Origin of the sequence: Vibrio cortegadensis, assembly GCF_024347395.1 — a bacterium.
Lineage (GTDB): Bacteria > Pseudomonadota > Gammaproteobacteria > Enterobacterales > Vibrionaceae > Vibrio > Vibrio cortegadensis.
Window position 1 is genome coordinate 568,313 of the sequence record NZ_AP025472.1, and the last position, 26,628, is coordinate 594,940.

18 protein-coding genes are annotated in these 26,628 nt (G+C 42.6%); 9 read left to right on the forward strand and 9 right to left on the reverse strand.

The annotated features are described in order from the left end of the window. Positions 1–116: 116 nt before the first annotated feature. The 5 genes from OCV39_RS02730 to hemL form a co-directional block, all read right to left on the reverse strand. Positions 117–1,799 carry an ABC transporter substrate-binding protein gene (locus tag OCV39_RS02730; RefSeq protein ID WP_113799208.1) on the reverse strand — a complete coding sequence of 561 codons (1,683 nt, stop codon included), beginning with the start codon at positions 1,797–1,799 and terminating at the stop codon, positions 117–119. A gap of 661 nt (positions 1,800–2,460) precedes the next feature. Continuing rightward, positions 2,461–5,850 carry a response regulator gene (locus OCV39_RS02735; RefSeq protein ID WP_261888879.1) on the reverse strand — a complete coding sequence of 1,130 codons (3,390 nt, stop codon included), beginning with the start codon at positions 5,848–5,850 and terminating at the stop codon, positions 2,461–2,463. A 219-nt stretch (positions 5,851–6,069) separates the two neighbouring features. After that, on the reverse strand, positions 6,070–7,092 hold the full coding sequence (gene rsmC / locus OCV39_RS02740; RefSeq protein ID WP_171755931.1) for a 16S rRNA (guanine(1207)-N(2))-methyltransferase RsmC: 1,023 nt from the start codon (positions 7,090–7,092) through the stop codon (positions 6,070–6,072). A 119-nt stretch (positions 7,093–7,211) separates the two neighbouring features. Next, complete coding sequence (locus OCV39_RS02745; protein ID WP_261888880.1) at positions 7,212–8,297, reverse strand: AI-2E family transporter; 1,086 nt, start codon at positions 8,295–8,297, stop codon at positions 7,212–7,214. Positions 8,298–8,549: 252 nt separating this feature from the next. Continuing rightward, the gene (gene hemL / locus OCV39_RS02750; protein ID WP_261888881.1) at positions 8,550–9,845 is read right to left on the reverse strand and encodes a glutamate-1-semialdehyde 2,1-aminomutase; all 1,296 of its coding nucleotides are present in this window, start codon (positions 9,843–9,845) and stop codon (positions 8,550–8,552) included. A gap of 284 nt (positions 9,846–10,129) precedes the next feature. On the opposite strand from hemL, the gene erpA reads away from it, so the two are divergent. The 3 genes from erpA (at position 10,130) to OCV39_RS02765 (ending at position 14,919) form a co-directional block, all read left to right on the forward strand. Further along, complete coding sequence (gene erpA / locus OCV39_RS02755) at positions 10,130–10,471, forward strand: iron-sulfur cluster insertion protein ErpA (protein WP_017054122.1); 342 nt, start codon at positions 10,130–10,132, stop codon at positions 10,469–10,471. A 213-nt stretch (positions 10,472–10,684) separates the two neighbouring features. Continuing rightward, the gene (locus tag OCV39_RS02760) at positions 10,685–11,776 is read left to right on the forward strand and encodes an efflux RND transporter periplasmic adaptor subunit (protein WP_261888882.1); all 1,092 of its coding nucleotides are present in this window, start codon (positions 10,685–10,687) and stop codon (positions 11,774–11,776) included. 8 nt (positions 11,777–11,784) lie between these two features. Beyond that, complete coding sequence (locus OCV39_RS02765; protein WP_261888883.1) at positions 11,785–14,919, forward strand: efflux RND transporter permease subunit; 3,135 nt, start codon at positions 11,785–11,787, stop codon at positions 14,917–14,919. Between the two features lie 169 nt (positions 14,920–15,088). On the opposite strand, the gene OCV39_RS02770 is transcribed toward OCV39_RS02765, so the two are convergent. Continuing rightward, a complete protein-coding gene (locus OCV39_RS02770; protein ID WP_261888884.1) occupies positions 15,089–16,378 on the reverse strand; it encodes a peptidoglycan DD-metalloendopeptidase family protein in 1,290 nt (429 codons plus the stop codon). A 127-nt stretch (positions 16,379–16,505) separates the two neighbouring features. Here OCV39_RS02770 and tyrS point away from each other — a divergent pair, with 127 nt between their 5' ends. Beyond that, entirely contained in the window at positions 16,506–17,693 is a 1,188-nt protein-coding gene (gene tyrS / locus OCV39_RS02775; RefSeq protein ID WP_017054118.1) for a tyrosine--tRNA ligase, read from the forward strand. A gap of 443 nt (positions 17,694–18,136) precedes the next feature. Continuing rightward, positions 18,137–18,982: a magnesium transporter gene (locus tag OCV39_RS02780; protein ID WP_017054116.1), complete on the forward strand. Its 846-nt coding sequence runs from the start codon at positions 18,137–18,139 to the stop codon at positions 18,980–18,982. Here OCV39_RS02780 and dacB read toward each other — a convergent pair. Both dacB and OCV39_RS02790 read right to left on the reverse strand, forming a co-directional pair. Then, positions 18,961–20,376 carry a serine-type D-Ala-D-Ala carboxypeptidase gene (dacB, locus tag OCV39_RS02785; protein WP_261888885.1) on the reverse strand — a complete coding sequence of 472 codons (1,416 nt, stop codon included), beginning with the start codon at positions 20,374–20,376 and terminating at the stop codon, positions 18,961–18,963. The two genes, OCV39_RS02780 and dacB, sit on opposite strands and share 22 nt — an antisense overlap. Positions 20,377–20,493: 117 nt before the next feature. After that, entirely contained in the window at positions 20,494–21,519 is a 1,026-nt protein-coding gene (locus OCV39_RS02790; protein WP_136995550.1) for a porin, read from the reverse strand. A gap of 508 nt (positions 21,520–22,027) precedes the next feature. Between OCV39_RS02790 and greA the strand changes: the two genes are divergently transcribed. Further along, a complete protein-coding gene (gene greA, locus OCV39_RS02795) occupies positions 22,028–22,501 on the forward strand; it encodes a transcription elongation factor GreA (RefSeq protein ID WP_113799192.1) in 474 nt (157 codons plus the stop codon). Between the two features lie 85 nt (positions 22,502–22,586). Here the strand turns inward: greA and yhbY are convergent, their stop codons facing one another. Then, positions 22,587–22,883 carry a ribosome assembly RNA-binding protein YhbY gene (yhbY, locus tag OCV39_RS02800; protein WP_017054112.1) on the reverse strand — a complete coding sequence of 99 codons (297 nt, stop codon included), beginning with the start codon at positions 22,881–22,883 and terminating at the stop codon, positions 22,587–22,589. Between the two features lie 113 nt (positions 22,884–22,996). Here yhbY and rlmE point away from each other — a divergent pair, with 113 nt between their 5' ends. The 3 genes from rlmE (at position 22,997) to folP (ending at position 26,628) form a co-directional block, all read left to right on the forward strand. Continuing rightward, the gene (gene rlmE / locus OCV39_RS02805; protein ID WP_017054111.1) at positions 22,997–23,626 is read left to right on the forward strand and encodes a 23S rRNA (uridine(2552)-2'-O)-methyltransferase RlmE; all 630 of its coding nucleotides are present in this window, start codon (positions 22,997–22,999) and stop codon (positions 23,624–23,626) included. Between the two features lie 107 nt (positions 23,627–23,733). After that, complete coding sequence (ftsH, locus tag OCV39_RS02810; protein ID WP_171755936.1) at positions 23,734–25,680, forward strand: ATP-dependent zinc metalloprotease FtsH; 1,947 nt, start codon at positions 23,734–23,736, stop codon at positions 25,678–25,680. Between the two features lie 117 nt (positions 25,681–25,797). Then, positions 25,798–26,628 carry a dihydropteroate synthase gene (folP, locus tag OCV39_RS02815; RefSeq protein ID WP_171755937.1) on the forward strand — a complete coding sequence of 277 codons (831 nt, stop codon included), beginning with the start codon at positions 25,798–25,800 and terminating at the stop codon, positions 26,626–26,628.

Here is a 26,628-nt window from a genome sequence, read left to right on the forward strand (position 1 = left end):
TCCCTAGCGAAATTTGGAACGAAAAATCCCCTGACGACGAGCGTCATACTTTCAATTGAGAGTGTGGGGATTTATAAGCGGTGTACGGAAGCACACCGCAAGGATTGAACGATTACTTATTTCACTGGTTTTAGGTCCAGTACGTGAAGTAGACGCTCTGGGATACCAGCCCAAATGTTTGGACGGCCCTTAGGATTTTCTTCATTCCACCAACCAGTAAAGCGAGTTGTGTTGTATTGGTACATGTAAGCACCAGACATCACAGGAATCGTTACTTGGTCAGAAGCGATGATTTTCTGAATGCCATGAGCAATATCTAGCTGCTCATTTTTATCCGCTGTTTTGTAGAAGCTGTTTAACAGGCCATCTAGCTTGCTGTTTGTGTAGTAGTGCATCGCGAAACGAGGCATACCATCACCAGACTGAAGTGCTGAGTTGTATGCACTGTTCCAGTAAGTGTAAGGATCCGCACCGTGGAAGTAGTTTGTGTATGCTACGTCGTACGTACCTTCAAGCATCGCTTGGTTGTATACTGAGAAATCAGGCGTACGAGCTTTCGCTTTGATGCCGATTTCATTCAGTTGCTCTACTGCTAGTTGAACGGTGTTGTTAAAATCAGTCCAGCCATTTGGCGACTGAATCATCAGCTCGAAAGATTTACCTGTTGGAGTATCAACAAAACCATCTTTGTTTACATCTTTGAAGCCAGCTTTAGCAAGAAGTTGCTTAGCGCCTTCAGCGTTGTATGTGTTAAAGCCTTTGTATTTATTGTGAGTCTTTTCATCAGACCATGCTTCGAATGCGTAGCCTAGGCCAGATGCGAAGTCATTTACGGTACCGCCACCGTAGAATGCGATGTCGATGATAGTTTGACGATCAAGTGCCATAGAGAATGCACGACGGAAATCAACGTTGTTCAGTGCTTCATTTTTCGCTGCATCTGGGTTTTTGAAGTTAACCACAAATGCTTGAGTGCCTGAAGGCGGGTACCAGTAGTGGTGCTTAGGACTTGCTGCTGCGTAAGTACGGTCAATGTCTGGAACGAACGATGAAGTCCAGTCCATTTCAGAGTTGACTACTTTTCCTAAGAATTGGTCGTTATTGGCAATTTGTGGAACACGTAGACAGTCAACATCTAGGTTGTCTGCATCCCAGTAGTTCGGGTTAGCACACTGGATGTATAGTTGAGCTGTGAAAGTGTCAATTTCTGTAAATGGACCTGAACCAACAGGGTTTTCATTGGTGAAACTTGCTGGATCTTTGATGTCTTTCCATACGTGTTTAGGAACTACTGGTACTTTAGCAATTTCGTAAGGAACGTTTGAGTTCGCTTCTTTTAGACGGAAACGTACTTGGTAGTCATTGAGTTTTTCTACACTAGAAACCCAAGAGTTGATGCCGCTTTGGTCTAGCTCTGGTTTCTCTTTTACTAAGTTGAAAGAGAAGATAACATCGTTTGCAGTAAATGCTTCACCGTCAGACCATTTTACGCCTTTACGGATATCAAAGACGACGCTCATTAGGTCGTCAGACATTTTGAAGTTTTCTGCCAAACGGAATACCGGAGTATTGCCGTGCATTTCGTTAAACACAACAAGAGGCTCATACAAGAAGTCTGTTGTTGTATGAAGGTTCGTTGCACCTAGGTACGGGTTGAAGTTACGTACGAAAGTCGTAAATTCCTTCGGGTGGATAGTCAGTTCACTGCGTTCAGCGGCTGTCGCTACTGAGGCGAAACCTGTAGTAGCTGTCGCAATAATGGCTGTTGCAAGTGCTGTTTTTTTAATATTGGCAAGCATAGCTGTTCCTTACTATTTGCTTTCATTTCACTAATGGATTGGAATGTCATCAATTGATTAACACTCTCCAAGACCTACCTCTTTTTTACCTCCTGTTATAAAGGAGCATGTTTGAAAAAGATTGGCCTGTAGGTCTAAGACGTAACTAGAAGACACTTTATCGAGTGAATAATCAAATACCATTCCCGTTAAAAACGTCAAATCAGCAATCAACTCCGTCATAAACGTTAAAAATTCATTGTTTGTTTAATAATGAAGCGATTTTTCGCGGTTGATCTGACTCGCAAATCCATTTTTGAATACTTATAAAGTTAGTGGTTACTTACCTTTTAGGGTTTTAAATGTAATGTTTTAACCTTTGGGTTAATTAACGTAGATCTCGGTCACGCAGTGGTTCTACGTTAATTTATCGCGTGAATTTAAATCTGCCGTTCTGTTGTGATTAAGTTCGCAAAGTGAGATAACTGATGATGTTCTATGGAAACTATCGGTGATTTTTGTATCAATTTGGTCGGAATTATTGTGGCTTATGGTTCTTTTTTTATGAAGAGAAACAACCAACTTTCATAAGAGTAAAAATGGGAGGGTAGGTCATTGTCGAGTGTTAAAGATAAAAAAAACCTGCATGTTTAATGCAGGCTTTATTCCTAAATAGAGCGAGTTAACTCGTTAACAGCTTCTGTAGTTTATCGCGTAGCACTTCAATATGAGCTCGTTCTGGGCTCTGCTCTTTGCAATGTTCTAATATAAACTCAATTGAGCTTAATACCGTTCGCCAGCGAGGCGTTTTCGGCAGGGTTTCGACTCGTAGGTATTTGTCCAAGGTGCGGGTTTGTAGAGTGCTTCTGTCTAAATAGACGCGCCATAGACCACTCTGTTCGGCGAATGCAAATTTAGACTGATCGGTGACTCTCTCCCAGTAGTCGAGTGCGTTGGTCATTGCATCCACTAAGATTTCACGCATTAAATCTTGCTTGTTCATTCCTTCACCCACAGCTTTATCCGCAAGGCGAGTAAATTCACCGCCAAGCTCTTTAAGTTGCTGAAGTTTATTTTTATCGCCTTCAAAAGCGTAACTTGATAGTGCTTCTACTGCTGTCTCTAGGTTATTGATACGTGCCGCATTAACACCGCCCCCAATGTTAAATATATACATGGCATGCAAACCGGAGCCTTTTGCTAATTTAAGAATATCAGTAGAGATATGCTGTCGAATGTCTTCAACGTAGATATCGACGTCTCCACAATAATGCTCTTGCGTCACATTAAGGTATTTTGGAGCAATGATTTCATCGGCCATTGAGCGTTTAAGTTGTTCTTGAGAGCGTCTAAATAGCTTCGATGCCGCGTCATTGGCAAAGCGAATACGCATGTCATCTCGAATGCAGATAATAGCTTCTGGAGCTGATTCTAGTTGTTCAAGCAAGCGGCCTTGAGTTTCTAGTAAGTTCGCTTCGACCATTGCGCGGTGTTTTAACTCTAACTGTAATTGATCATTTTCAATTCGGCGGAGCTCGGCTTTGCTGGCCGTTAAATGGGCAATAATTCGAGCAGCAAGCTCCTGTTTGTTGAAAGGTTTAGACAAATAATCATTAGCACCAGCTTGGAAGCCTCGAATGCGGTCCTCCGTTTGGTTTAGGGCGGTTAACATTAAAATAGGAAGCTCGGCATGATCGTACTCTTCTCTTAATTTTTCGCACACCTGGTAGCCACTCATTCCTGGCATCATGACATCTAATAGTAATAACTCAGGCTTCTCCTGTTTAATCAGTTCAATAGTTTCTGGCCCATCATTAGCGGTGCGAACACGATAGCCTTCAAGGCGTAAGAAACTATCGAGGACATGTAAGTTAACAGGCTCATCGTCGGCGACAATAAGCAGAGGTCCATCGCTATTTTCAGGCAGTGCGGTACTTTCACCCTCTATGACATCAAAGGCATCGGGAGCCTTAAAGTGGTTGAGCGATGTCATGTTATAAGATGAGGCAATCTCTTCTTCATTCGCGATGGGCAGAGTGAAACTAAATGTGGTCCCTACCATAGGTTGGCTACTCACATACAGAGCCCCACCCATTAACTCAATGAGTTGACGAGTGATGGATAGCCCTAAACCGGCACCTTGACGATAGCGTCCAGCATCTTGACCTGCTTGAATTAAGGGTTCAAAAATATGCTCTAAATGCTCTGCAGGAATGCCTTGGCCTGTATCGACCACTTGCACTCGAACTGAGTCATCGACAATGTTGGCAGAGATAACAATCTTGCCTTCAGAGGTGTACTTGATGGCATTGCCAATTAAATTATATAGGATTTGTTCCAATCGCTGAGGGTCCGCAGAAACGAAAGCAACGTTGGTGGTGATTTGGTTAATGATGCGAATGGGTTTATTGCCGAGTAAGTGATTGGACAGTTCCAACACCAAACGGGTCGCACTAGAAATATCGACAGCAGATTTTTGAATGTCCAAGCTGCCGTAGCGCATTTTATGGTAGTCCAGTAGGTCGTCGACTAATGTCGCAAGTCGCTGACCACTGTTAATAATAATGTCGAGCTGATATTTCTGATGGGCAGGGATCGGTCCATTCGCACCTGAAATGAGAGCTTCGGCAATGCCCACCATTCCGTGCAATGGTGTTCGTAATTCATGTGAAGTGGTTGCTAAGAATTCATCTTTGAGTTTATTTGCCAGTTGTAGATCGTCATTTTGTTTTTGGATCAACTTCAGGTTTTGCTCAAGTTCCTTGTTTTGACTTTCAATGAGTTGAATTTTTTCTCGAATGGAACGTTGCATACGGGAGAAGCTGATCGCTAAACGTCCAATTTCATCTTTACGGTCGGTATTGATGACATTCTCATCGAGATCTCCCGCGGACACTTTTTCTGCTGCCCAGGTGAGCTTTAAAAGTGGGGAAGTGATGAAGTTGGATAAATAGTGAGAGGCGATAAAAACTAAAATAATCGCGGTCAGCATGACAAGCACGAAGAGTTTTTCGAGCTGCTGAATTCGGGCGTAAGCTTCATTTTCAGGCAGTTCAACCACCAGTGCCCAAGTACTACTTTTCAGTGCGATAGGAGCATAAGCGGCAATGGTGCTTTCGCCCTTAGCATTGATATAGCTACCGACCCCCGTGATTCCGCTTAACGCCTTATCAACAACTTTTAAACTGGTGTTGATGTCGTCTTGGCTATGCGCGAGGGTTCTGGGTAGGTGATCACTGCCAACCAATAGGGTTTGCATTGAGGAGGTTTTATTAATATCCGTGATTAACTTTGTAATGCCATTGCTTGGTAGGCGCAACATTGCGTAGCTGTGTAGGTACCCTTGCTGAACAATTGGCGCACCTAACCACGCTACCTGTTTTCCGTTCTCAATTAAAAAGTCCGACATAATCACAGGGGTGTAATCTTCATTGCTCTTGCGTTTAGATTGCACTTCATCAGCCAGTTTTTTAAAGGTAATACCAAGGTTTGAGTCTTTATAGTGACCTGTCAGTAAATTGGTGCCGTAGTTATCATGTTTATAGGTGGAATAGGCGACATTACCTTCAAGATCTACTAATAGAATGTCATCAAAATCCGCACGTTTAAGCAATTCTAGATAAGCAGAGTGATAGCGTTTATGAAGTAGGCGATAACGTTCGCTTCCAACATAGCTGCTGGATTCTGGAAGGATTGACGTTTTTATTTGGTTGCCTGAACCTTTGATATATCGTTGCTGAGCATGGGCTCTCGCTTGATCGATATCCATCCCTAAGCGTTGAAAAGCGTTCACTAAGCCATAAAAACGCCCACCACTGGCATAGGCGAGTTCTGAACGAACAAAGCCCATCACTTCTGATTCTTGAGCTTGTAGATAATCAATGACTTGCTGTTGTTTTGTATCTCGAACCGATAAGAGGTGTGAGGTGTTTTGCTCTTGAAGATCGGTGCTGTGAGATTGGAGAAAAAAGACCGCAATCACAGTTAAAGGTGTGATACTTAAAACAAGAAAAGCCATCATTAAAGTATTCTGAAGGCGCTTGAATTTTTGCTTTCGATAGAACCTAAACATAAATAAGGCGTTAATTTCCGTGGCGGTTTTGACAACATTGACGAGGTAATCAAAACAGAGTGAAGGATTAAAGGGTTTCTAATCTAACGAAATTAACGAGTTTTTTTACTTTGACAAGTAAGTGTGATGCAAAGCGTGTTCAAAGACGCATTTTTTGCTTAATGAAACGGAAAATAGAGAAAATAGAGCACAGATTTTATTCTGTACTCTATCAATTAGCTATTTCGACGCGTGGTAAATCGCAAATTTGGTGGTCTTATTTATCGTCGCGCAATTACTAAAAGCTTGCTCGATAATCGGGATGTATTTGAGGAAACTATTCGCCACAATAAACAGCTGACCTTTACGTGTCATGCGGGTTGGAGCTTTCGCTAGCAGTGTTTCCGTTGCGCTGTAGCTGGTATCTAAACCTGAATGAAAAGGGGGATTACTGATGATAAATTGGTAGTCATCGCTACAATCTGAATAGACATCAGAAGCAAAAACACGACCTTGTAATCCGTTAGCTTCCAGAGTCGCTTGGCTTGAGGCAACGGCTAATGCGCTAATGTCACAGAGTTCTAATTCAATATCTGGATTTTGGCTTGCCATCACTGCACTGAGAACCCCTGCGCCGCAACCAAAATCTAGAACTTTACCAGAAAGTGTTGGTAGGCTATCAAGCAGTAATTTACTGCCAATATCAAATTCACCATGACTAAATACACCAGGTAAACTTTTTACGGTTAACGTCTGTTCTGCGTATTGGACGGTGTAGGTTTTGAACCAATCTTGTAGTGCAAAAGTGGCTACTTGTTCGGTGCATTGTCCCCAATAGAACGAACAACGGCGAGCTGAATCGTATTTTTTCACAGGCCCATAAGCTTGGAACATTTTTTCGATACTTTTTACGCCAGAGCGGTTTTCGCCAACAACGACGATCTCGGTATCTGTACCTAGCTTCGCCAATAACATGGCAAGAAGGTATTCCGCTTCCGCTTTGGCTTTTGGCCAATACAATAAAATCATATCGGCTGGAGTTTCTGCCGTAAATTCAGCACCAAAATATCGAGAGATAGATGAGTGAGCTTCTAACTGGCGGTAATAGCCATAATGAGTTGTGAATACACTCACCGATGCGCAGTGCTTTTCTAACTCGATAGGAAACAGATCTTCGACTTCGCCAGCAACAAGTACATGCTTTCCTTCAAAGTAGGCAAGCTGACGTTGGGCGATTTGACTCGGTGTTGTATAAACAGACATGATGAACTCAATTAATGGCAAGCGAAAATACGAAAGGGCAGATTCTCGCATAATCTGCCCTTTGCTTGAAGATATTTTAATGCTCTTCAGCACTCTCTCGTGGATAGAGAGAGTGTGAATTAATTATTGTCTTGTTTATCTAAGAAGTCTTTAAATTCTTCTTCATAGATATTAAACAGCACCATAGTGATAGCGAAAATAATAGGGCCATAGATAAGACCAATTAAGCCAAATAGTTGGATCCCGCCCAGTAATGAGAAGAAAATCATCAGGGTATTCATCCCCGCGCTGCCTTGCATTAAGAATGGTCTCAATAGATTGTCAATAGAACCGACAATCGCAACGCTCCATACCGTTAAGAAGATCGCCCAAGTGGTATCTCCGGTTAAAAATAGGTAAATTGCCGCAGGGATCCAAATTAAGGCCGTTCCTACGACAGGAATGAAAGAGGCAAATCCCATCATGGTTCCCCAGAAAAGTCCTGGGAACCCTGCGATCCACATACCTATCCCGCCAGCAAGGCCTTGTGCTATGGCAGTAAGAAAAGATCCCATCACTGCGGATTTTGACACTTGTTCGATTTCCGAGAGTAGTTTGTCTTCTTGGCTGCGAGATAAAGGCAAGATATGGCGGATCGCACTGATGATCTTGTCGTGATCGCGAAGCAAAAAGAACAGCACAAATAGCATCAAGAAGAAATCCATTAGGAAGTTGGTGGCATCCCCAAGAATTCTCGCACTAATGGCAACCAAATTTGAACCAAATGATGTGGCGAATTCCCCAACTTTTTGGGCAATAGATTGTGGTTCAATAGTGTCAAAAGGAAGATACTCATTGATAAAAGCAAGAGCCTTGACTACTAATGGGTGAGCAAAGAGCTCTTGAATACCACCATGAGATACCCACTGATAAGTATTGTGTGAGAAGGATGAGCCCTGCTGAACAATAGCTGCAAAAACCGCCAGCAATGGAATAACGATTATAAAGGTGAGGATGACACAGGATAATAGGGAAACAATATTGGCTTTATTAGGCAGTTTTTTCTCTAGCCAATTATGAATAGGGAACATCAACAGTGAAATGATAAAGGCCATGACAATCGAATTGACATAAGGCTCTATCAATAAATAACAGGCATAAGCCGCTGCGAGGAGCGCCACAACGATAACCCAATGGCTAGATGTAATTTTGATTTTATCCTGCAAAATTAAGTCTCTAAAGTAGTCTTGATTAAGTTTATAATGACGTTAAAGCAGAAAGTGATCAATCAGGAGTTTTATTTATGGGCTGTTGTGGGAAAGATAGTGGTTGTAGCAAGAAAGCGCCTAAACGTAAAGTTCCATGGTTTTCGTTGCTTCTTGTGGGGTTATTGATACTTGTTGCTGTAAATTGGCAATAAAGAAAGTTGGTAATAAGTAGAAAGGCTGAGTTCAGCCTTTCTACTGCTCAATATTAAGTTATTCTGCTTCTTTTGCGATAATAGCAAAACAGCGGTCTGCCGCTTCTAGTGTGGCTTCAATTTCTTTAGAGCCATGAGCTAGCGAAGTAAAGCTTGCTTCAAAAGCTGATGGTGCAAGGTAAACACCGTGCTCTAACATCAGGTGGAAGAAGCGTTTAAAGCGTTCAACATCGCATTTTGTCACGTCATCAAAACAAGTCACACTCTGTTGATCCGTGAAGAAGAAACCAAACATACCGCCTACATAGTTTACGAGTAGAGGGATACCATGCTCGTCTGCTCGTTGTTTTAACCCCAAAGCGATTTGCTCTGTTTTAGAAGCAAGGCGTTGTGCATGACCGTCTTCTTTTAGAATAGTTAAACATGCGAAACCAGCGGCCATTGCAACAGGGTTGCCTGACAATGTACCCGCTTGGTATACAGGACCTGTCGGTGCGATATATTGCATTACTTCTTTACGACCACCGAAAGCACCCACTGGCATGCCGCCACCAATGACTTTACCAAGAGTCGTTAAATCAGGTTTGATGTTGTAATGCGCTTGAGCACAGCCTTGAGCCACGCGGAAGCCTGTCATTACTTCATCAAAAATCAGTAACGCACCTTCTTGATCACAAATTTCACGCAGACCTTCATGGAAGCCTTCAACTGGCGGGATGCAGTTCATGTTACCGGCAACAGGTTCAACAATGATGCACGAGATTTCACCTTTATTCGCAGCAAACAGTTCGCGAACCGATTCAAGGTCATTAAACGTAGCGGTTAATGTGTATTTTGCAAAATCAGCAGGTACGCCTGGTGAGCTTGGTTGGCCAAGTGTTAATGCGCCAGAGCCCGCTTTTACTAGTAGGCTGTCTGCATGGCCGTGGTAACAACCTTCAAACTTAAGAATTTTATCTCGGCCTGTAAAGCCACGAGCCAAACGGATAGCACTCATTGTTGCTTCAGTACCTGAGCTCACCATGCGCACTTGTTCCATTGACGGAACCATTTCAGAAACCAATTCAGCCATGTTGATTTCCATTTCGGTTGGAGCTCCGAAACTTAAACCACGTTGAGCCGCACTAATCACAGCTTCACGAATAACAGCATGGTTGTGGCCAAGAATCATTGGACCCCAAGACCCAACATAGTCAATATATGCTTTACCATCAGCATCAAAAATTAACGGACCGTCAGCACGTTCTACGAAAATTGGCGAGCCACCAACACCGTTAAATGCACGAACTGGTGAATTTACACCACCTGGAATGGTGTGTTGTGCTTTTTGATACAGCTCTGATGATTTGGTCATGATATATCCTCTTTTGATTGTTCGGACCAATTGTCACGCATTGTACCTATCACACTCCGAACTAGAAATGTTTTGGCCAAATTTCTGACATTTTTCACGCTTAATCAAAATATTTGAGGGGTAGATAGGAAATGAAAGGGCTAGAAATGCGGAATAGTATCGGTGAATACTTGAACGAAACAGTCAGGTATTAGATAATCGCGGTATTATTAAAAAAGATACACCTGTTAACATGAGTTTTTACGATACTCAATTTAACGGGTCATTACACGAGAGAGGTTGTCGTGAGCGAAGTAAATGTACCACTGTCTTTTTCAGACGCAGCAGCAACACGCGTAAACACTTTAATTGCGGAAGAAGAGAACCCAGCATTAAAATTACGCGTTTATATTACTGGTGGTGGTTGTAGCGGCTTCCAATACGGTTTCACTTTTGATGAAAACGTAAATGAAGGTGACACGACCATTGTAAATAGCGGCGTTACTTTAGTTGTCGATCCTATGAGCCTTCAATATTTAATTGGTGGCGTTGTGGATTACACTGAAGGCCTTGAAGGGGCTCGCTTTTTTGTGAATAACCCTAATGCAACAACCACTTGTGGCTGTGGTGCATCATTTAGCGTCTAGTGAGTTTTGTTATACCCGTATTGACGATATCTATCGTGGGTAAAGTGAAACGCTTCACAGCAAATGAAGTCTTAAGCAGTTACTTTATAGAATAACTGTATAAATTTTACGTTAAGGATGTTGCGTGAAATTTTGAGCGGTAATACTGATACCAGAAATGTAGATAGCTGGTGTTGGTATTGACGCTTTAGACCTTATTAAAAAGGACTTCATATGCTGAATTTCCGTGCTGGTGGCTTTTTTACCCAGCGACCTTGGCTCATCTCATTTCTACTCCTTCTTTTTCTCTCCATTTGGCTTGGCCTTGGTGCATTGCGTGCTCAAGAAGCTCCGAGCAATAATAAATCTCAAACCATCCCATTGGCGAAAGTGGTCTATCAAACTTTCAACGCGCAAGCGACCGATAAAAAGATCGATCTGTACGGTCGTACGGCTCCAGATCGACAAGCGACTTTAGGTGCTGAAATTGCAGGGAAGGTGACGCAGGTTAAAATCAAAAAAGGTGATGCTGTTAAAAAAGGCCAAGCCATTGTTCAAATAGATAAAGGCGATCTAGCCATTCAGCTTGAACGAGCGAATGCCGTGTTACGTTTAAAGCAGAAAGAATTTAAAGCAGCAGATTCACTTAAAAGTCGTGGTTTACAAGGTGAAGTTGCCTATACCTCTGCACAAGCTTCTTTAACGGAAGCTAAAGCGGCAGTGAGTAATGCGAAACTCGCCTTAAGTAACACATTAATTCGAGCCCCTTTTAGTGGTGTGGTTGAAGCATTGAATATCGAAGTCGGAGATTTTGTTGGTGTAGGCGATCCTGTTGCAACATTGATCGATTTAGATCCACTGGTGATAAAAGCCGATGTGAGTGAACGACATATCCAAAGCCTTCAAGCTCAGCAAGATGCAAGAATAAAGCTGCTTGATGGTTCGACTGTTGCTGGCAAGCTTCGCTATATTTCTCGTATGTCTTCAGAATCAACTAACACTTTTCCTATCGAAATAGCCATCGCCAATACGGATAAGAAAATCCCAGCAGGGATAAGTGCAGAGGTGACCTTGAGCCTAGAATCTCAACTTGCCATTAAAATTACGCCTGCAATGCTCGCTTTGGATGATGTAGGCAACTTAGGCGTTAAAACTCTGCAACAAGATATGGTTCACTTTGTGCCAATCCAATTGGTTAAAGCTGAACAGGATGGTGTGTGGTTAACGGGGCTTGGAGAGAAGGTTGATATCATTACGATAGGGCAAGGTTTTGTGCGTGATGGTGATTCTGTGATTGCGATTGAATTCTCAGAACAACAAAACTAGGAGGCTCTATGTATTCGATTATTGATGCCGCCTTATCTCGGGCAAGAACCATGTTAACGCTGTTGGTGCTGATTTTGATTGCTGGAATTGGTACTTATATAGCTATTCCTAAAGAGTCTAGTCCCGATATAACCATACCTATTATTTATGTATCAGTAGGGCATCAAGGTATTTCGCCAGATGATGCTGAACGCCTTCTAGTTCGTCCAATAGAGCAAGAGTTACGCTCTATTGAAGGTGTTAAAGAGATGACCGCCACCGCTTCAGAAGGGCATGCTTCGGTCGTTCTTGAATTTAACGTTGGTGTCGACCTAAGTAAAGCGATGGCGGATGTTCGAGATGCGGTCGATCTTGCGAAACCTAAACTTCCCGCAGACAGTGATGAACCTACTGTAAATGAAGTGACATTAGCGTCAGAGCAGCCCATCTTATCGGTTGTCCTTTATGGAACGGTACCAGAAAGAACCATTGTCCAGTTAGCAAGGCAGTTAAGCGATAAACTGGAGAGTTACCGCCAAATACTAGAAGTCGATATAGCAGGGGATCGTGACGATATCGTTGAGATTATTGTTGACCCTCTATTGATGGAGAGCTACGGGCTTGACCAAGGAGACATTTACAATCTTATCGCGTTGAATAACCGAGTCGTTGCCGCCGGGTTTGTTGATACGGGTTATGGCCGTTTCTCGGTAAAAGTCCCTTCAGTGTTCGATTCTTTAAAAGATGTCCTAGAACTGCCAATCAAGGTTGACGGTAAACAGGTGATTACGTTTAGTGATGTGGCGACCGTGAGACGTGCTTTTCGCGATCCAGAAAGTTTTGCTCGACTGGATGGTAAATCAGCGGTGGTGCTTGATATTAAAAAGCGCGCTGGCGAAAATATCATAGAGACGGTTGAGTTAGTCAAAGCAGTGATGGTTGAAGCGCAGAAGCTTGACCAATGGCCTAGTAACCTTTTGGTTAAATACACCTGGGATGAATCTAAAGATGTCGAGATCATGCTCAATGATCTGCAGAATAATATTCTATCTGCCATCATCTTAGTGGTTATCGTCATCATTGCGATTTTAGGTGTTCGAACCGCGCTGCTTGTTGGTATCTCTATCCCTGGCTCATTCCTAACTGGTTTACTCGTACTGTCTGTTTTTGGGTTAACCGTTAATATCGTGGTGCTTTTCTCTTTGATCATGGCCGTTGGAATGCTGGTGGATGGCGCCATTGTGGTGACCGAATTTGCAGACAGAAGAATGCAAGAAGGCACGCCAAAGAGAGAAGCTTACCAAGATGCGGCGAAACGAATGGCTTGGCCAATCACTGCATCAACGGCAACGACACTGGCCGCATTTGCACCACTGCTTTTCTGGCCTGATATTACGGGTGAGTTCATGAAGTTCTTGCCATTGACATTAATTGCCACCTTATCGGCATCTCTTGTGATGGCGCTGCTATTTATTCCGGTGTTAGGCAGTTTGATTGGGAAGCCACAGCATGTCTCGACAAAAAATAAAGAGAAAATGTTAGCTTTACATAATGGTGATTTTTCGAAAGCTACGGGTCTGACCAAACTCTATTACCACACGTTATCAATTGCTATTAAGCACCCTCTGAAAATCTTACTGTGTTCAATATTGCTTGCGGTGAGTGTCGGGTTTACCTATTCAAAAGCAGGTTTAGGCGCGGAGTTTTTCCCTGAAGTGGATCCTCCTTTCTTTACGGTGAAAGTGCGATCTTATGGTGATCTCTCTATTGATGAGAAAGATGTGATCATGAGTCGAATTGAACAGGTGATGTTAGATCATGAGGAGTTTGAGAGCGTTTATACCCGAACGGGAGGGGATGATGAAATTGGACAAATTCAGATCACCCCTGTGGACTGGCAATATCGACGCCGTGTGAAGGACATTATTGATGAGTTAAAACAGACAACTAATCAATTCGCGGGCGTTGAAATAGAGTATAAATTCCCTGATGCAGGCCCTCCGGTAGAAAATGACTTAGTGATAGAGATGTTTGCGCGAATTCCTGATTCATTAGATGGTGCGGCTAAGTTAGTTCGCCATTGGGCTGATAATAACCCGGCCCTTACAAACATCAGTGATACCTCAAGTAAAGAGGGAATTGATTGGAAAATTGATATTCGTAGAGGGGATGCCGCTCGTTTCTCTGCTGATGCGACATTAGTGGGAAATACCGTTCAGTTCGTCACTAATGGGCTCAAGATTGGAGATTATCTTCCTGATGATGCAACAGAAGAAGTCGATATCTTAGTGCGCTTCCCTGAAGATAAGCGGGATATAGGACGCTTTGACCAATTAAGAATAAAGACGCCTGCCGGTCTTGTTCCTATTACCAATTTCGCTCAAATCGTGCCAGATCATAAGCAGGACACCATCAAAAGAACCGATGGCCAGCGAGTGATCAGTATTATGGCGGATATGGAAGAAGGTTATAACCTTGCCCTTGAACTACCCAAAATTCAGCAAGCTCTCACCGAGTTGAATTTGCCTAGCGGTGTTGAATTTAAAATTCGTGGCCAGAATGAAGAACAAGAACATTCATCTGAATTTTTACAGAGCGCCTTCATGGTTGCATTGGCGGTGATGGGGTTGATTCTAATTACCCAGTTCAACAGTTTCTATCAGGCGTTACTGATCTTGAGTGCGGTGTTGTTCTCTACTGTCGGTGTGTTTATAGGGTTGCTGATCTTCCAACGTCCGTTTGGCATTGTGATGTCAGGTATTGGCGTGATTGCGCTTGCTGGGATTGTGGTTAACAACAATATTGTATTGATTGATACCTTTAACCAGTTGATCAAGCGTGGACTAAGCAAACAAGATGCCATTTTACGTACTGGTGTTCAGCGTTTAAGGCCCGTGATGCTGACGACCGTTACGACCATATTGGGACTGATGCCAATGGTACTGGAAATGAATATTGATCTGATTAATCAAAAGATCGAATTTGGTGCTCCGAGTACGCAGTGGTGGTCACAGTTGGCGACGTCTATTGCCGGTGGATTAGCGTTTGCTACCGTTTTGACTCTCGTGTTAACCCCATGCTTATTGATGCTAGGGCGAGATAAATCCAAGGCGGCAGTAACAGAGCCTAAAAAGTTAGCAGAACTGAAGCCTGACGACGCTTAAATAGTTAGAGCTTAAAGAGAGAAAGTTGAATCTGAGAGCACCAAGAAAGAGCATTAATGAGCTCTCTTAAAGAGGTAGAGAGACAGAGGTAAAAAGATAGAGAGTGGCGAGATGTCTATTCACCACTCTCTATTGATCATGATTTCATAACAATTATTGTCTATGCCTATTACTGTTTAGCGAGCAATTGACCGTATCGTTCAAGTTTATTCAATCGAATATTCGCGTTGGCAATAAAGGTTGCTTTCGCTTTGCCTGTTAGCGATTTTGATTGCGGTAGTTTAACCGTGCGTGCGTTCTTATGTACGCCATTTACTAGAAATTCATAATGTAGGTGCGGGCCTGTCACTCGTCCGGTTCCACCTAGTGTCCCTACCGTTTGCCCCTGTTTCACTCGTTGGCCTGTTTTTACCATGCGACGTTTCATGTGCAGGTATTTGGTGATGTAGGTATTGCTATGGCGAATGAAAACGTAATTACCGTTATATTTGTTGTAGCTAGACTTTTGCACGATACCATCACCAGCAGCCCAAATAGGCGTTCCTACTGGAGCTGCATAATCCGTACCTCTGTGAGCACGAACTTTTCCTGTCACTGGGTGTTTACGACGAGGATTAAAGTTTGAGGTAACACGACGGAAATCAATAGGAGAGCGTAGAAATGCTTTTTTCATAGCACGCCCTTTCTCGTCGTAATAGTTGCCCGTTTTATCATCAAGGATGGCGGTAAAGGTATCCCCTTGGTTGGTAAATATCGCGGCCATTATTTTACCTCTGCCGATCACTTCACCTTCCACCACTTTTTCTTGATAGAGCATTTTAAAGCTATCGTTCTCTCGGATGTCTAAGGCGAAGTCAATATCCCAGCCAAATATGCCAGCCAATTCCATGATTTGGTTCGCGGTTAATCCTGATGAAATGCCAGCATTCCAGAAGTTGGATGTGATTTCTGCTTCCGCATAATTGTACTGGTAATTGATCTCTTTCTTATCGAATTCAGATTGAAACCCAGAGTCAGTCCGAGTGACTTTGAATGTTTCAAATGCGCTGATATTGCGTTTGAGCTGTACCATCTCATTGTTTTCATCAAAACCGAAAATGAGCTTGTCGCCTGGTTTCAATTTGGTGAGTTGAGTTTTGATATCTTTATTGGTTGAAACGAGGTTATAGAGTAAACGTGCGGATAACCCAATGCGTTTGAAAAGAACAGAAGCACTCTCACCGGATTGAACTTTGTGCGTTTCCCATTTTAGCACTGTCGTAGGCAATATGTCCTGACCAGGGGAAAGCGCCTCTGCATTAATCGCCAAAGGATAATGTCGTCCTAGTTCTAGGCGGCTTTCATCTGTTCTTAGATCGCTAGCATCGGGTAATAAAAACAGCGCAACAAAAATAATGGCGCTAAAAAAGACAATTAATGTCTTATGAATCCAAGGTAGGCGGGTAAAAATCGACAACATGTTCAGGTTCGTTCTGTATTTTTTGTGAAAATAGACAACGGAATAGTTTAACTGGTTTCAAAAAACATCTCTATTCAGTAATATGTCTGGATAACATATTTTGCCAAATCTGTGGGAGCAACCAACAATGGCGAGTTTTGAAGCAGCACTTGCTGAAATTAAACGCGGTGTAGAAGAGCTAATACCGGAAGAAGAACTAATTGCAAAGCTGAAAGAGGATCGTCCTCTTCGTATTAAGCTAGGTGCCGATCCAACTGCACCCGATATCCACCTTGGTCACACAGTTATTTTTAATAAACTGCGTCACTTTCAAGATCTCGGCCATGAAGTTACTTTCCTTATTGGTGATTTCACAGCAATGGTTGGAGACCCGTCAGGTAAAAATACGACGCGTCCACCACTTAGCCGTGAAGATGTATTGAGAAATGCTGAAACGTATAAAGAACAAGTATTTAAAATTCTCGATCCGGCACGTACTAAAATTCAGTTCAACTCTGAATGGTTATCTGAATTAGGTGCTGAAGGTATGATCCGTTTAGCATCGAACCAAACCGTTGCTCGTATGCTTGAACGTGATGACTTTAAAAAGCGTTATGCTGGTGGTCAGCCAATCGCTATTCATGAATTTATGTATCCTTTACTGCAAGGTTACGATTCTGTTGCGATGGAAACGGACGTTGAGCTTGGTGGTACCGATCAGAAGTTCAATCTACTGATGGGTCGTGAACTACAAAAAGCACACGGACAAAAGCCTCAAGCTGTATTGATGATGCCGCTATTGGTAGGTTTAGATGGCGTTAAGAAGATGTCTAAATCGGCACATAACTACATCGGCATTAGCGAAGCGCCAAGCGAAATGTTTGGTAAAATCATGTCTATTTCAGATGACTTGATGTGGAGCTACTACGAACTCCTTTCTTTCCGCCCACTTGAAGAAGTTGCGGAATTGAAAGCAGGCGTTGATGCAGGTAAGAACCCACGTGATGTGAAAGTTCTATTGGCTAAAGAGATCATCGCTCGTTTCCACTCAGAAGCCGATGCTGATGCAGCAGAGCAAGAGTTTGTGAACCGTTTCGCGAAGAATCAAATACCTGAAGATATGCCTGAGTTTGAATTCGAAGCAGGTATGCCAATTGCTAACGTATTAAAAGAGTCGGCTTTAGTGAACTCGACTTCAGATGCGATGCGTATGATCAAGCAAGGCGCAGCTAAGATTGATGGCGCTAAAATTGAAGATAATAAACTCGTTCCTGAAGTTGGAACGGCGGTTTACCAAGTTGGTAAGCGTAAATTTGCTCGTATTACGATCAAATAATAGTGGTTATCAATAGTAGAACGTAATTCAAAAAGGCATCGTGATGATGCCTTTTTTTATACTTAAAAAACGAAGTAAATGTGATGCTTTACTCATCTAATTCATGGGCTTGGTTTGTTTTTTTTGTTAGAATACCGCCGCTGCCAGTAAGGCAGTATCTTTGGAGATTTTTATGAACCATACCGACCATCCTCCCAGTTGCTGGGTAAAAAGCGCTAAGGGAGCAAAATAACCCGTTTCGGTATCGGTGATCTTCACTCCTACCCAACGGTAGGGGACTATTCCTGTCAAACTGAATGAGCATGACTCTATTGCTTATTTTTAATGACACTGTATCCAGTTTTCCCAATCTATTTTCTCTTATATGTACTTTTGTATAGGTATCTTGCAGTGCGCTTGAGCTATACAGATGGTCGTTACCAATGCCAATCGGGAGATTCGCCATGACGGTAATGAACAACATTTTTCAACACCACAATACTCATTTTTCGAATGCGGAGATCAGCGCTGCGACGAATGCGTTTTTACAATATGAACAGTCACACCAGATCCACTTATTGACGGTGATGTCGATTGAAGAAGCCGTGGGGGTTTTGAATCACTGCACGGTTGGGTATGTGCAGGAGTTACTCTCACTGTTAGAGCTGGAAGGTTATGACAAACGAGCGCGTCATTATGCTCACCAATTGGGTTTCATTCGTTCAGAAGCGGAGACCACTCAGGGGTATTTGGCGACGAGTGTGCTGGAGCACGTTAAACAGCGAGTCGGTTGGATCGTTATTCTGGCTTTGTTCGGTATCATCTCTGGGCTGATTATCGCTCAGTATGAAAACACATTAAGCCAATTGATGTTGCTCGCGATTTATATGCCAGTTATCGCTGCCGCCGGTGGTAATACTGGCACGCAAGCGGCGACATTGGTGATACGGGCGTTAGCGACTGGAGATCTTAAGAAAAGGCAGTGGATATCTGTTCTTTGGAAAGAGAGCCGGGTAGCGATATGCCTAGCGATTGCGATTTCAGCAGTGATGATGGGGCGCATACTATTATTTGGCGATGCTCAATCAACAGGGGGATTTGATATCCATTTGATTGCTTTTGCTATTGCAGTCGCTCTGTTTATCCAAGTGACGATATCAACGACCTTAGGAGGGCTATTGCCAATATTAGCCAGAGTCATCAAGCTTGATCCTGCGGTCCTAGTTAGCCCTGTACTTGCCTCGATCGTTGATATTTCAGGTATGTGGATCTACTTTACCGTGGTGAATTACTTTTTAGGTTTAGCCTGACTTGCTTTTAAAACATCACGATAAAATTCTTGTTCGAATAATGTGATAGGAGCGGTGACTGGTTTGCCATCGCCGCTCTTACTTGGGAAGTAGTCACTCACAAATTGAATAAACATCGTTTCAGGTTGACCATTTTTATTTAAACCGTATCCCGCCATATTGTAAGTACCGTATAAAGAACCACTTTTAGCGATAAGTTGATCTGAAATTGGGTTTTTTCTCATGCTAGAGCGATATTTCAAGGTTCCATTCTTTCCAGCGACAGGCATCAGTTTTATCAAGTTAAGTTGCTGATCATTTTCCCAGATATAGTGCAGAACATGAGACATGTCTGATGCGGTTATGCGGTTATTTCTTGATAACCCAGAACCATCAACCAGTTGTGCATCTGTTAAGTCTATACCCGCTTTTGCAAACAGTATTTGCTTGATCGCTTGTGTGCCATTACCAAAACTGCCCGGTTGGACAAAAAAGTGCGCACCTAGCGTTTTTGTTAAATTGTCTGCGATTAAGTTATTCGATTTTTTTAGCATGATATCGAGTAACTGTGGGAGCTTTTCTGAACGGTGCTCAGCGATGAATTCACTCGAACCTTTATTCGCAGGAGCGCCAATGAAAATATCTCCGCTGATTGTCATGTTTAATTCATGCAAAATCTGAGTGATTAAAGCTTGTGTATAGAGTTCGGGTTGCTGAAGAGCAAATTTCAAAGGCAGAGGCTTTGTACGCGACACTAAGCAGCCGGAAAGTGCATAACGATTATTGTCGAAGGTTTGCAGTTCCAAATCACACTGCGTCGCATTTTGTCCTGCTTTAGATACCGTGGTGGCATTTGAAGAAACGGTGATCGGTTGATGTTGTGGGACGTGAACGCGCGTTGAGCCATTAGTTTGAGTATAGATTGATGCCTGAATACAGTTGCCATCGAGAGTAATTGCGGTAGATGGTGCACTGTAGCAGACTCCTAAAATATCCCAAGGCCAGCCTACCGCACGCGGGTATCCAGTAAATGCTGAATTATCTAACCAGAGGTTACCGTCTATCGAATGAGTCCCCATCTGCTTTAGCCGGATGAATAACTGCTTTAGATGAGCTCTTGTGAGTGTTGGATCACCAGAGAAGCGAATAATCAGATCTCGGCCGCTTCTTTCAAGAGTGGTCGGAAAATAGAAATCATCACCTAGCTCTAACTTGGTCGCGAGAGCCGTTAATAGTTTTAAAGTGCTGGCTGGAGGATAGAGTGAAGATGAGTCTTGCTTTATGACTGCGTTATCTGAAGACAATGATTGAATGATTAAACTGCTACGGCTGCCATTTGGCAAATGAGAAGTAGGTGAATATGCGAGAGAGAATTGAGAAAACAGTAAACAACAAACAAGCAATAGCGAACGCATAATAAAAACTTCTAGAAAAGGAGTAGTTATGAGTATACATACATAAAAAAACGCCTGCTAGAGAGCAGGCGTTTAAATTCATTTTGTATCTGAGACTAATTTAGAATCAGGTTAGACTTAGAAGTCGTAACGTAGACCTAAAGCTAGTTCATCTTCAGCATCCATAGATGTTGCAGAACCGTTACCAGCACCAACTTCACCTAGCTTGTCGCCTTTAGAGATTAGGTTGAAGTTGTAAGATACGTAGCCACGGAAGTTAGGCTTGAAGAAGTAAGTTGCATCTACAGCAATGTTATCTGCTGATGTTTCGCCATCAGTTTCTGCATTGTTGTAAGTAGAAGAGAATACAGTTTGACCCATAGTGTAAGCTGCTGCTAGCTCGTAACCTGTGTAGTCTGCATCTTTCTTGTCTTTTTCACCGTCAGTGAATACACCAGCGAAGTATAGATCACCCATTGTGTAAGATGCTGCTAGCATGTATTCGTTTTGGTCTGCTTGGTCCGCGTAACCACCACCAAGTGCTAGGCCAGTTTCGCCGATAGTGTAGATACCAGATAGAGAGTAACCATCTTCACCGTTGTCGCCGTATTCGCCAGGGTTAGTTGTTGTGCCTTCAACACGGTCAGCAAAACGGTAGCTTGCTTTAACATCTAGAGCGTTGAAAGAACCTTTGTACGAGATCATGTTGTCTGTACGGTCAGCAGCCGCAAGTTTGTCTGCTGCAGAGTTACCGTGGTAAGCCATGATATCAGTGAAATCTGTGATTACACCAAGAGCACCGTCGTTTTTACCGTAAGTTACTTCACCAAATTCACCACCGATACCAGCGTAAGCGTAACGGTTATCTAGGCTATCAACAGAAACGTCATTACCATTAGTGTCTGTTACTGTTGCTGGGTCAGTTACGAATTCACCTTCGTAGAAACCAACGCCGTATAGGCCATCTTGGATTTCAACTTTACCTAGGAAGTTAAGACGAACACGTGATTTGTCTTCAACTTTGCCATCTTTCATAGATAGACGAGCTTCAGCACGGCCACCCATTTCTAGAGAAGTACCATCTTGATTGTAGAGTTCAGATGCGTTTGCGCCAGTAGCGATTGCAGCAGCAGCTACAGAAAGTGCAATTAATGTCTTTTTCATTGTTATAAGTCCTAAATTTACTGTCCATAAATTATGCGAGAGGAAGTTCCCGCTCGAGTACTCTCTATTTGCTTAAATCTGATTCGCTATATCTGCGATGTACGAAGCAAGCTCAAGTAATCTGTGGTTACTTTTTACCCCTAAAGTTCATCAGCTCGTTAGTAAAATGATATAAATGAAAGTTATGAACACTGTTTTATTGCTTTTCTATATTCGTAAGCTGTTGTTTTATATTGTTTATGTCGAATGTTATTTTGGCGGGGATTTGCGTTTTTTTTAGCTTTTTTTATATTGGTATGCCCAATTTCTATCGATTTAGCTATTTTTGATAGCCACGAAAAATTAATTCCTGTGAGTCGAATGGTAGTTTCATGCTTGGAAAAATTAATTAAGATGATTTAGCTCTTGAGTTTGTTTAAACTAATAGCATGTTAGTTAATCCCTACTTTAGCTGTTGTGCTAAGAGGGTTTTTTTGTCCAAAGAAAACTTTGGCATAGAGGTTACGTAATGGAAAAGGTTCCAATGACCCTTCGTGGTGAAAGTAAACTGCGAGAAGAATTAGAAAGATTGTTGAAGCTGCGTCCTATTATTTCAGCTGCAATTGGCGAAGCTCGTGAGCTTGGCGATTTAAAGGAGAATGCTGAATATCATGCTGCTCGTGAAGAGCAAGGTATCTGTGAAGCTCAAATTCGTGATATTGAATATAAGCTATCTGTTGCTCAGATCATTGATGTGACTAAAATGGAAAATACCGGAAAAATTATTTTTGGTACTACCGTTACTTTGATCGATGTTGATACCGACGCAGAAGTGAAATATCAAATTGTTTCTGAAGATGAAGCGGATATTAAATCTGGCAGAATTTCTGTTAAATCACCAATTGCACGCGGATTAGTGGGCAAAATGGAGGGGGATGAAGTGATTATCTCGACTCCTGGTGGCGATAAAGACTTTGAAATTGATAAAGTAGAATATATTTAATTTTCAATTTTAGCGTTGAAAACTAAAAAGGCCGCAATGCGGCCTTTTTCTATTTCGTAACAAAGTTTGCAATTAATGCGAACTGTTATTTACGAGGGATCTCGATTTTACGCTCAGGTGTCTGGCGGAATAGTACTAATGTTTTACCAATAGTTTGTACTTTTTCTGCGCTTGTTTCACGAACAATAGCGTCAATAATCAATTGCTTAGTTTCGCGATCTTCTGATGCGACTTTGATTTTGATCAGTTCATGGTGATTCAGAGCAAGATCGATTTCCGCTAGAACAGCCTCAGTTAGTCCATTTGCGCCCATTAGCACAACAGGTTTTAAACTGTGAGCTAGGCCTTTTAGGTGCTGCTTTTGTTTGGTGCTTAGGTTCATTATGCGGCCAATTTTCTTTATTATAAGGGTTGAAAAAACCTATTTTAGCGCCATCTAATCCCGAAGACTATAATTTATTAGGCATTGATGTCGACCAACGAGTTAGGAATCTAATGAGTAAACAGAAACACTCGGCCAGTTCAGGCCGCTGGTTGAAAGAACATTTTGATGATAAGTATGTGAATGAAGCCAAAAAAAGAGGCTATCGTTCACGTGCAATTTTCAAAATTGAAGAGATTCAGAATAAAGATAAATTGCTGAAACCAGGTATGACAGTGGTGGATTTAGGTGCTGCACCTGGAGGTTGGTCACAATATGCAACAGAAATTGTTGGCGAGGAAGGACAAGTCATTGCTTGTGATATTCTCCCAATGGATTCTATTGCGGGAGTGGCTTTTCTGCAAGGTGATTTCCGTGAAGATGCGGTATTAGAGGCCTTGCTAGAAAGAATTCAGCCTGACATGGTAGATGTTGTGATGTCTGATATGGCTCCGAACATGGCTGGAAATCTTTCGGTAGATCAGCCAAGAGGTATGTATTTGGTTGAATTAGCGTTGGATATGTGTCGACAAGTTCTAGCCCCAAATGGTAGCTTTGTAGTTAAAGTATTCCAAGGTGAAGGATTTGATCAGTACACCAAGGAAATACGCAATATGTTCAAAGCAGTTAAAATAAGAAAACCAGATTCTTCGAGAGCTCGCTCCCGTGAAGTCTATATCGTAGCCACTGGTTACAAAGGTTAACGATTTGCTTGCAAAAGCAAAACTTAACACTATAGCTACAGGTTACAAACTGTAGTACCCTACCTTTAATTACAATTAGTTATCGCGAGGCTTACACCTTGAGTGACATGGCAAAAAATTTAATCCTGTGGCTAGTAATCGCAGTCGTCTTAATGTCGGTATTTCAGAGCTTTGGCCCTGGTGAAAGTAACGGTAGAGCGGTTGATTACACCACATTTGTACAAGAAGTTGGCCAAGGCCAAGTACAAGAAGCACAATTTAATGACAGTCAAATAACCTATGTTCGTCGTAGTGGTGGTGCTAAGTTTGTTACTTACATGCCCGTTTATGACAGCAAGCTTCTTGACGACTTAATTAATCAGAAAGTGAAAGTACAAGGTACTCCGCCAGAAGAGCAGAGCTTACTAAGTACTATCTTTATCTCTTGGTTCCCAATGATCTTGCTTATCGGTGTATGGATATTCTTCATGCGTCAAATGCAAGGCGGCGGTGGCGGCAAAGGCGCGATGTCTTTCGGTAAGAGTAAAGCTCGCATGATGAGCGAAGAGCAGATCAAAACATTGTTCTCTGACGTTGCTGGCTGTGATGAAGCAAAAGAAGATGTAAAAGAGCTAGTTGATTACCTTCGTGACCCAAGCCGTTTCCAAAAGCTAGGTGGTAAGATCCCTACCGGTATCTTGTTAGTTGGTCCTCCTGGTACGGGTAAAACGCTACTTGCTAAAGCGATTGCTGGTGAAGCAAAAGTACCGTTCTTTACTATTTCAGGTTCTGACTTTGTTGAAATGTTTGTTGGTGTTGGTGCATCTCGTGTGCGTGACATGTTTGAACAAGCGAAGAAAGCAGCACCTTGTATTATCTTTATTGATGAGATCGATGCTGTAGGTCGTCAACGTGGCGCAGGTGTTGGTGGTGGACACGATGAACGTGAACAAACACTAAACCAAATGCTTGTTGAAATGGATGGATTTGAAGGTAACGAAGGTATTATCGTTATCGCTGCAACCAACCGTCCTGATGTACTAGACCCTGCATTGCTTCGTCCTGGTCGTTTTGACCGTCAAGTGGTTGTTGGACTTCCTGATGTTCGAGGTCGTGAGCAAATCTTGAAAGTACACATGCGTAAAGTTCCACTAGCGGGCGATGTTGAGCCATCACTAATTGCACGTGGTACTCCAGGTTTCTCTGGTGCCGACCTTGCAAACTTAGTCAATGAAGCTGCTCTATTTGCTGCTCGTGGTAATAAACGTAACGTTTCTATGGTTGAGTTCGAACTTGCCAAAGATAAAATCATGATGGGTGCTGAGCGCCGTTCAATGGTGTTGTCTGAAGAAACGAAAGAATCGACGGCTTACCATGAAGCTGGGCACGCAATTGTTGGTCGTTTAGTTCCTGAACACGATCCAGTGTATAAGGTATCTATTATTCCTCGTGGTCGAGCGTTAGGTGTGACGATGTACCTACCTGAGCAAGATCGTGTGAGTATGAATCGCCAACATCTAGAATCAATGATTTCTAGTTTGTACGGTGGTCGTCTAGCTGAAGAGTTGATTTACGGTAAAGACAAAGTCTCTACTGGCGCATCAAATGATATCGAACGTGCAACTGATATTGCTCGTAAGATGGTGACTCAGTGGGGCTTCTCTGAAAAACTTGGTCCTCTGCTTTATGCAGAAGATGAAGGTGAGGTGTTCTTAGGCCGTAGCGTAACTCAAACGAAACATGTTTCGAATGACACGGCTAAACTGATTGATGACGAAGTTCGAATTATCATTGATCGTAACTACGACCGAGCTAGAAAAATTCTTGAGAAAAATATGGATATCATGCATTCAATGAAAGATGCATTGGTGAAATATGAGACGATTGATGCTGGCCAAATTGATGACTTAATGGAACGCAAAGACGATATTCGCGAACCAGCAGGTTGGGCTGATCAAGTTAACGGTAGTGAATCTGCTAAGAGCGAAGCAAAAGCTGAAGTAAAATCAGCGGCTGAAACTCAAGACACAGAACCGAAACCGGACGTTGAAACGAAAGATAAAGATTCAGAATAATTGAATTATGATATTAAGCCCTGAGGAAACTCAGGGCTTTTCTGTTTCTATCGTTTAGCGATAATGAGCATGAGTATATCGAAGAGCGATATGTGTTTTCTTGGGGTATAACCAACGATGATTTTAAAAGCAAATAATAAACAGCTTCACCTCGATCGCCCACATGTGATGGGGATTCTCAATGTTACCCCTGACTCTTTCTCTGATGGTGGAAAGTATCATTTGTTAGATAAAGCGCTGATTCAAGCTCAGCGCATGATTGATGCTGGCGTAAGCATCATTGATATCGGTGGGGAATCAACAAGGCCTGGAGCCCCGGATGTTACGTTGGAAGATGAGTTGAACCGAGTCATTCCTGCCATTAAAGCGATCCGAGAAATATCCGATGTTTGGATCTCTATCGATACCAGTAAAGCTGAGGTGATGCAGCAAGCGATTGCCGCTGGGGCAGATCTAATTAATGACGTTCGGGCACTTCAAGAGCCGGGAGCGTTAGAAGTGGCAGCAAAGGCGCAAGTTCCTGTTTGTCTTATGCATATGCAAGGGCAGCCGCGCACCATGCAAATCACACCGTCGTACCAAGACTTGTTGGTTGATGTAACGTCATTCTTACAAGAGAGAATCGCGGCGTGTGAAGCGGTAGGAATTCAGAAAGAACAGCTGATTTTAGATCCTGGATTTGGCTTTGGGAAAACAATCGATCATAATTACCAACTTCTTGCGCATTTAGATCAATTTCATGCTCTTGGTTTGCCGATTCTTGCGGGGATGTCACGTAAATCAATGGTATTTAAGTTACTCGATAAAGCGCCTGCGGAATGCATGGTCGCAAGCGTAACATGTGCAACGATTGCTGCTTTAAAAGGAGCTCAAATTATTCGAGTCCACGATGTTGAAGAGACAATAGAAGCGATGAAAATTGTCAACGCAACTACTCGAAATTTATAA

Coding starts and splice junctions, on each gene's coding strand:
- tyrS (WP_017054118.1), top strand. CDS start 16,506: ATGGCGAGTTTTGAAGCAGCACTTGCTGAAATTAAACGCGGTGTAGAA.
- OCV39_RS02765 (WP_261888883.1), top strand. CDS start 11,785: ATGTATTCGATTATTGATGCCGCCTTATCTCGGGCAAGAACCATGTTA.
- ftsH (WP_171755936.1), top strand. CDS start 23,734: ATGGCAAAAAATTTAATCCTGTGGCTAGTAATCGCAGTCGTCTTAATG.
- hemL (WP_261888881.1), bottom strand. CDS start 9,845: ATGACCAAATCATCAGAGCTGTATCAAAAAGCACAACACACCATTCCA.
- rlmE (WP_017054111.1), top strand. CDS start 22,997: ATGAGTAAACAGAAACACTCGGCCAGTTCAGGCCGCTGGTTGAAAGAA.
- OCV39_RS02730 (WP_113799208.1), bottom strand. CDS start 1,799: ATGCTTGCCAATATTAAAAAAACAGCACTTGCAACAGCCATTATTGCG.
- rsmC (WP_171755931.1), bottom strand. CDS start 7,092: ATGTCTGTTTATACAACACCGAGTCAAATCGCCCAACGTCAGCTTGCC.
- folP (WP_171755937.1), top strand. CDS start 25,798: ATGATTTTAAAAGCAAATAATAAACAGCTTCACCTCGATCGCCCACAT.
- yhbY (WP_017054112.1), bottom strand. CDS start 22,883: ATGAACCTAAGCACCAAACAAAAGCAGCACCTAAAAGGCCTAGCTCAC.
- dacB (WP_261888885.1), bottom strand. CDS start 20,376: ATGCGTTCGCTATTGCTTGTTTGTTGTTTACTGTTTTCTCAATTCTCT.
- OCV39_RS02760 (WP_261888882.1), top strand. CDS start 10,685: ATGCTGAATTTCCGTGCTGGTGGCTTTTTTACCCAGCGACCTTGGCTC.
- OCV39_RS02770 (WP_261888884.1), bottom strand. CDS start 16,378: ATGTTGTCGATTTTTACCCGCCTACCTTGGATTCATAAGACATTAATT.
- OCV39_RS02780 (WP_017054116.1), top strand. CDS start 18,137: ATGACGGTAATGAACAACATTTTTCAACACCACAATACTCATTTTTCG.
- OCV39_RS02790 (WP_136995550.1), bottom strand. CDS start 21,519: ATGAAAAAGACATTAATTGCACTTTCTGTAGCTGCTGCTGCAATCGCT.
- greA (WP_113799192.1), top strand. CDS start 22,028: ATGGAAAAGGTTCCAATGACCCTTCGTGGTGAAAGTAAACTGCGAGAA.
- OCV39_RS02735 (WP_261888879.1), bottom strand. CDS start 5,850: ATGTTTAGGTTCTATCGAAAGCAAAAATTCAAGCGCCTTCAGAATACT.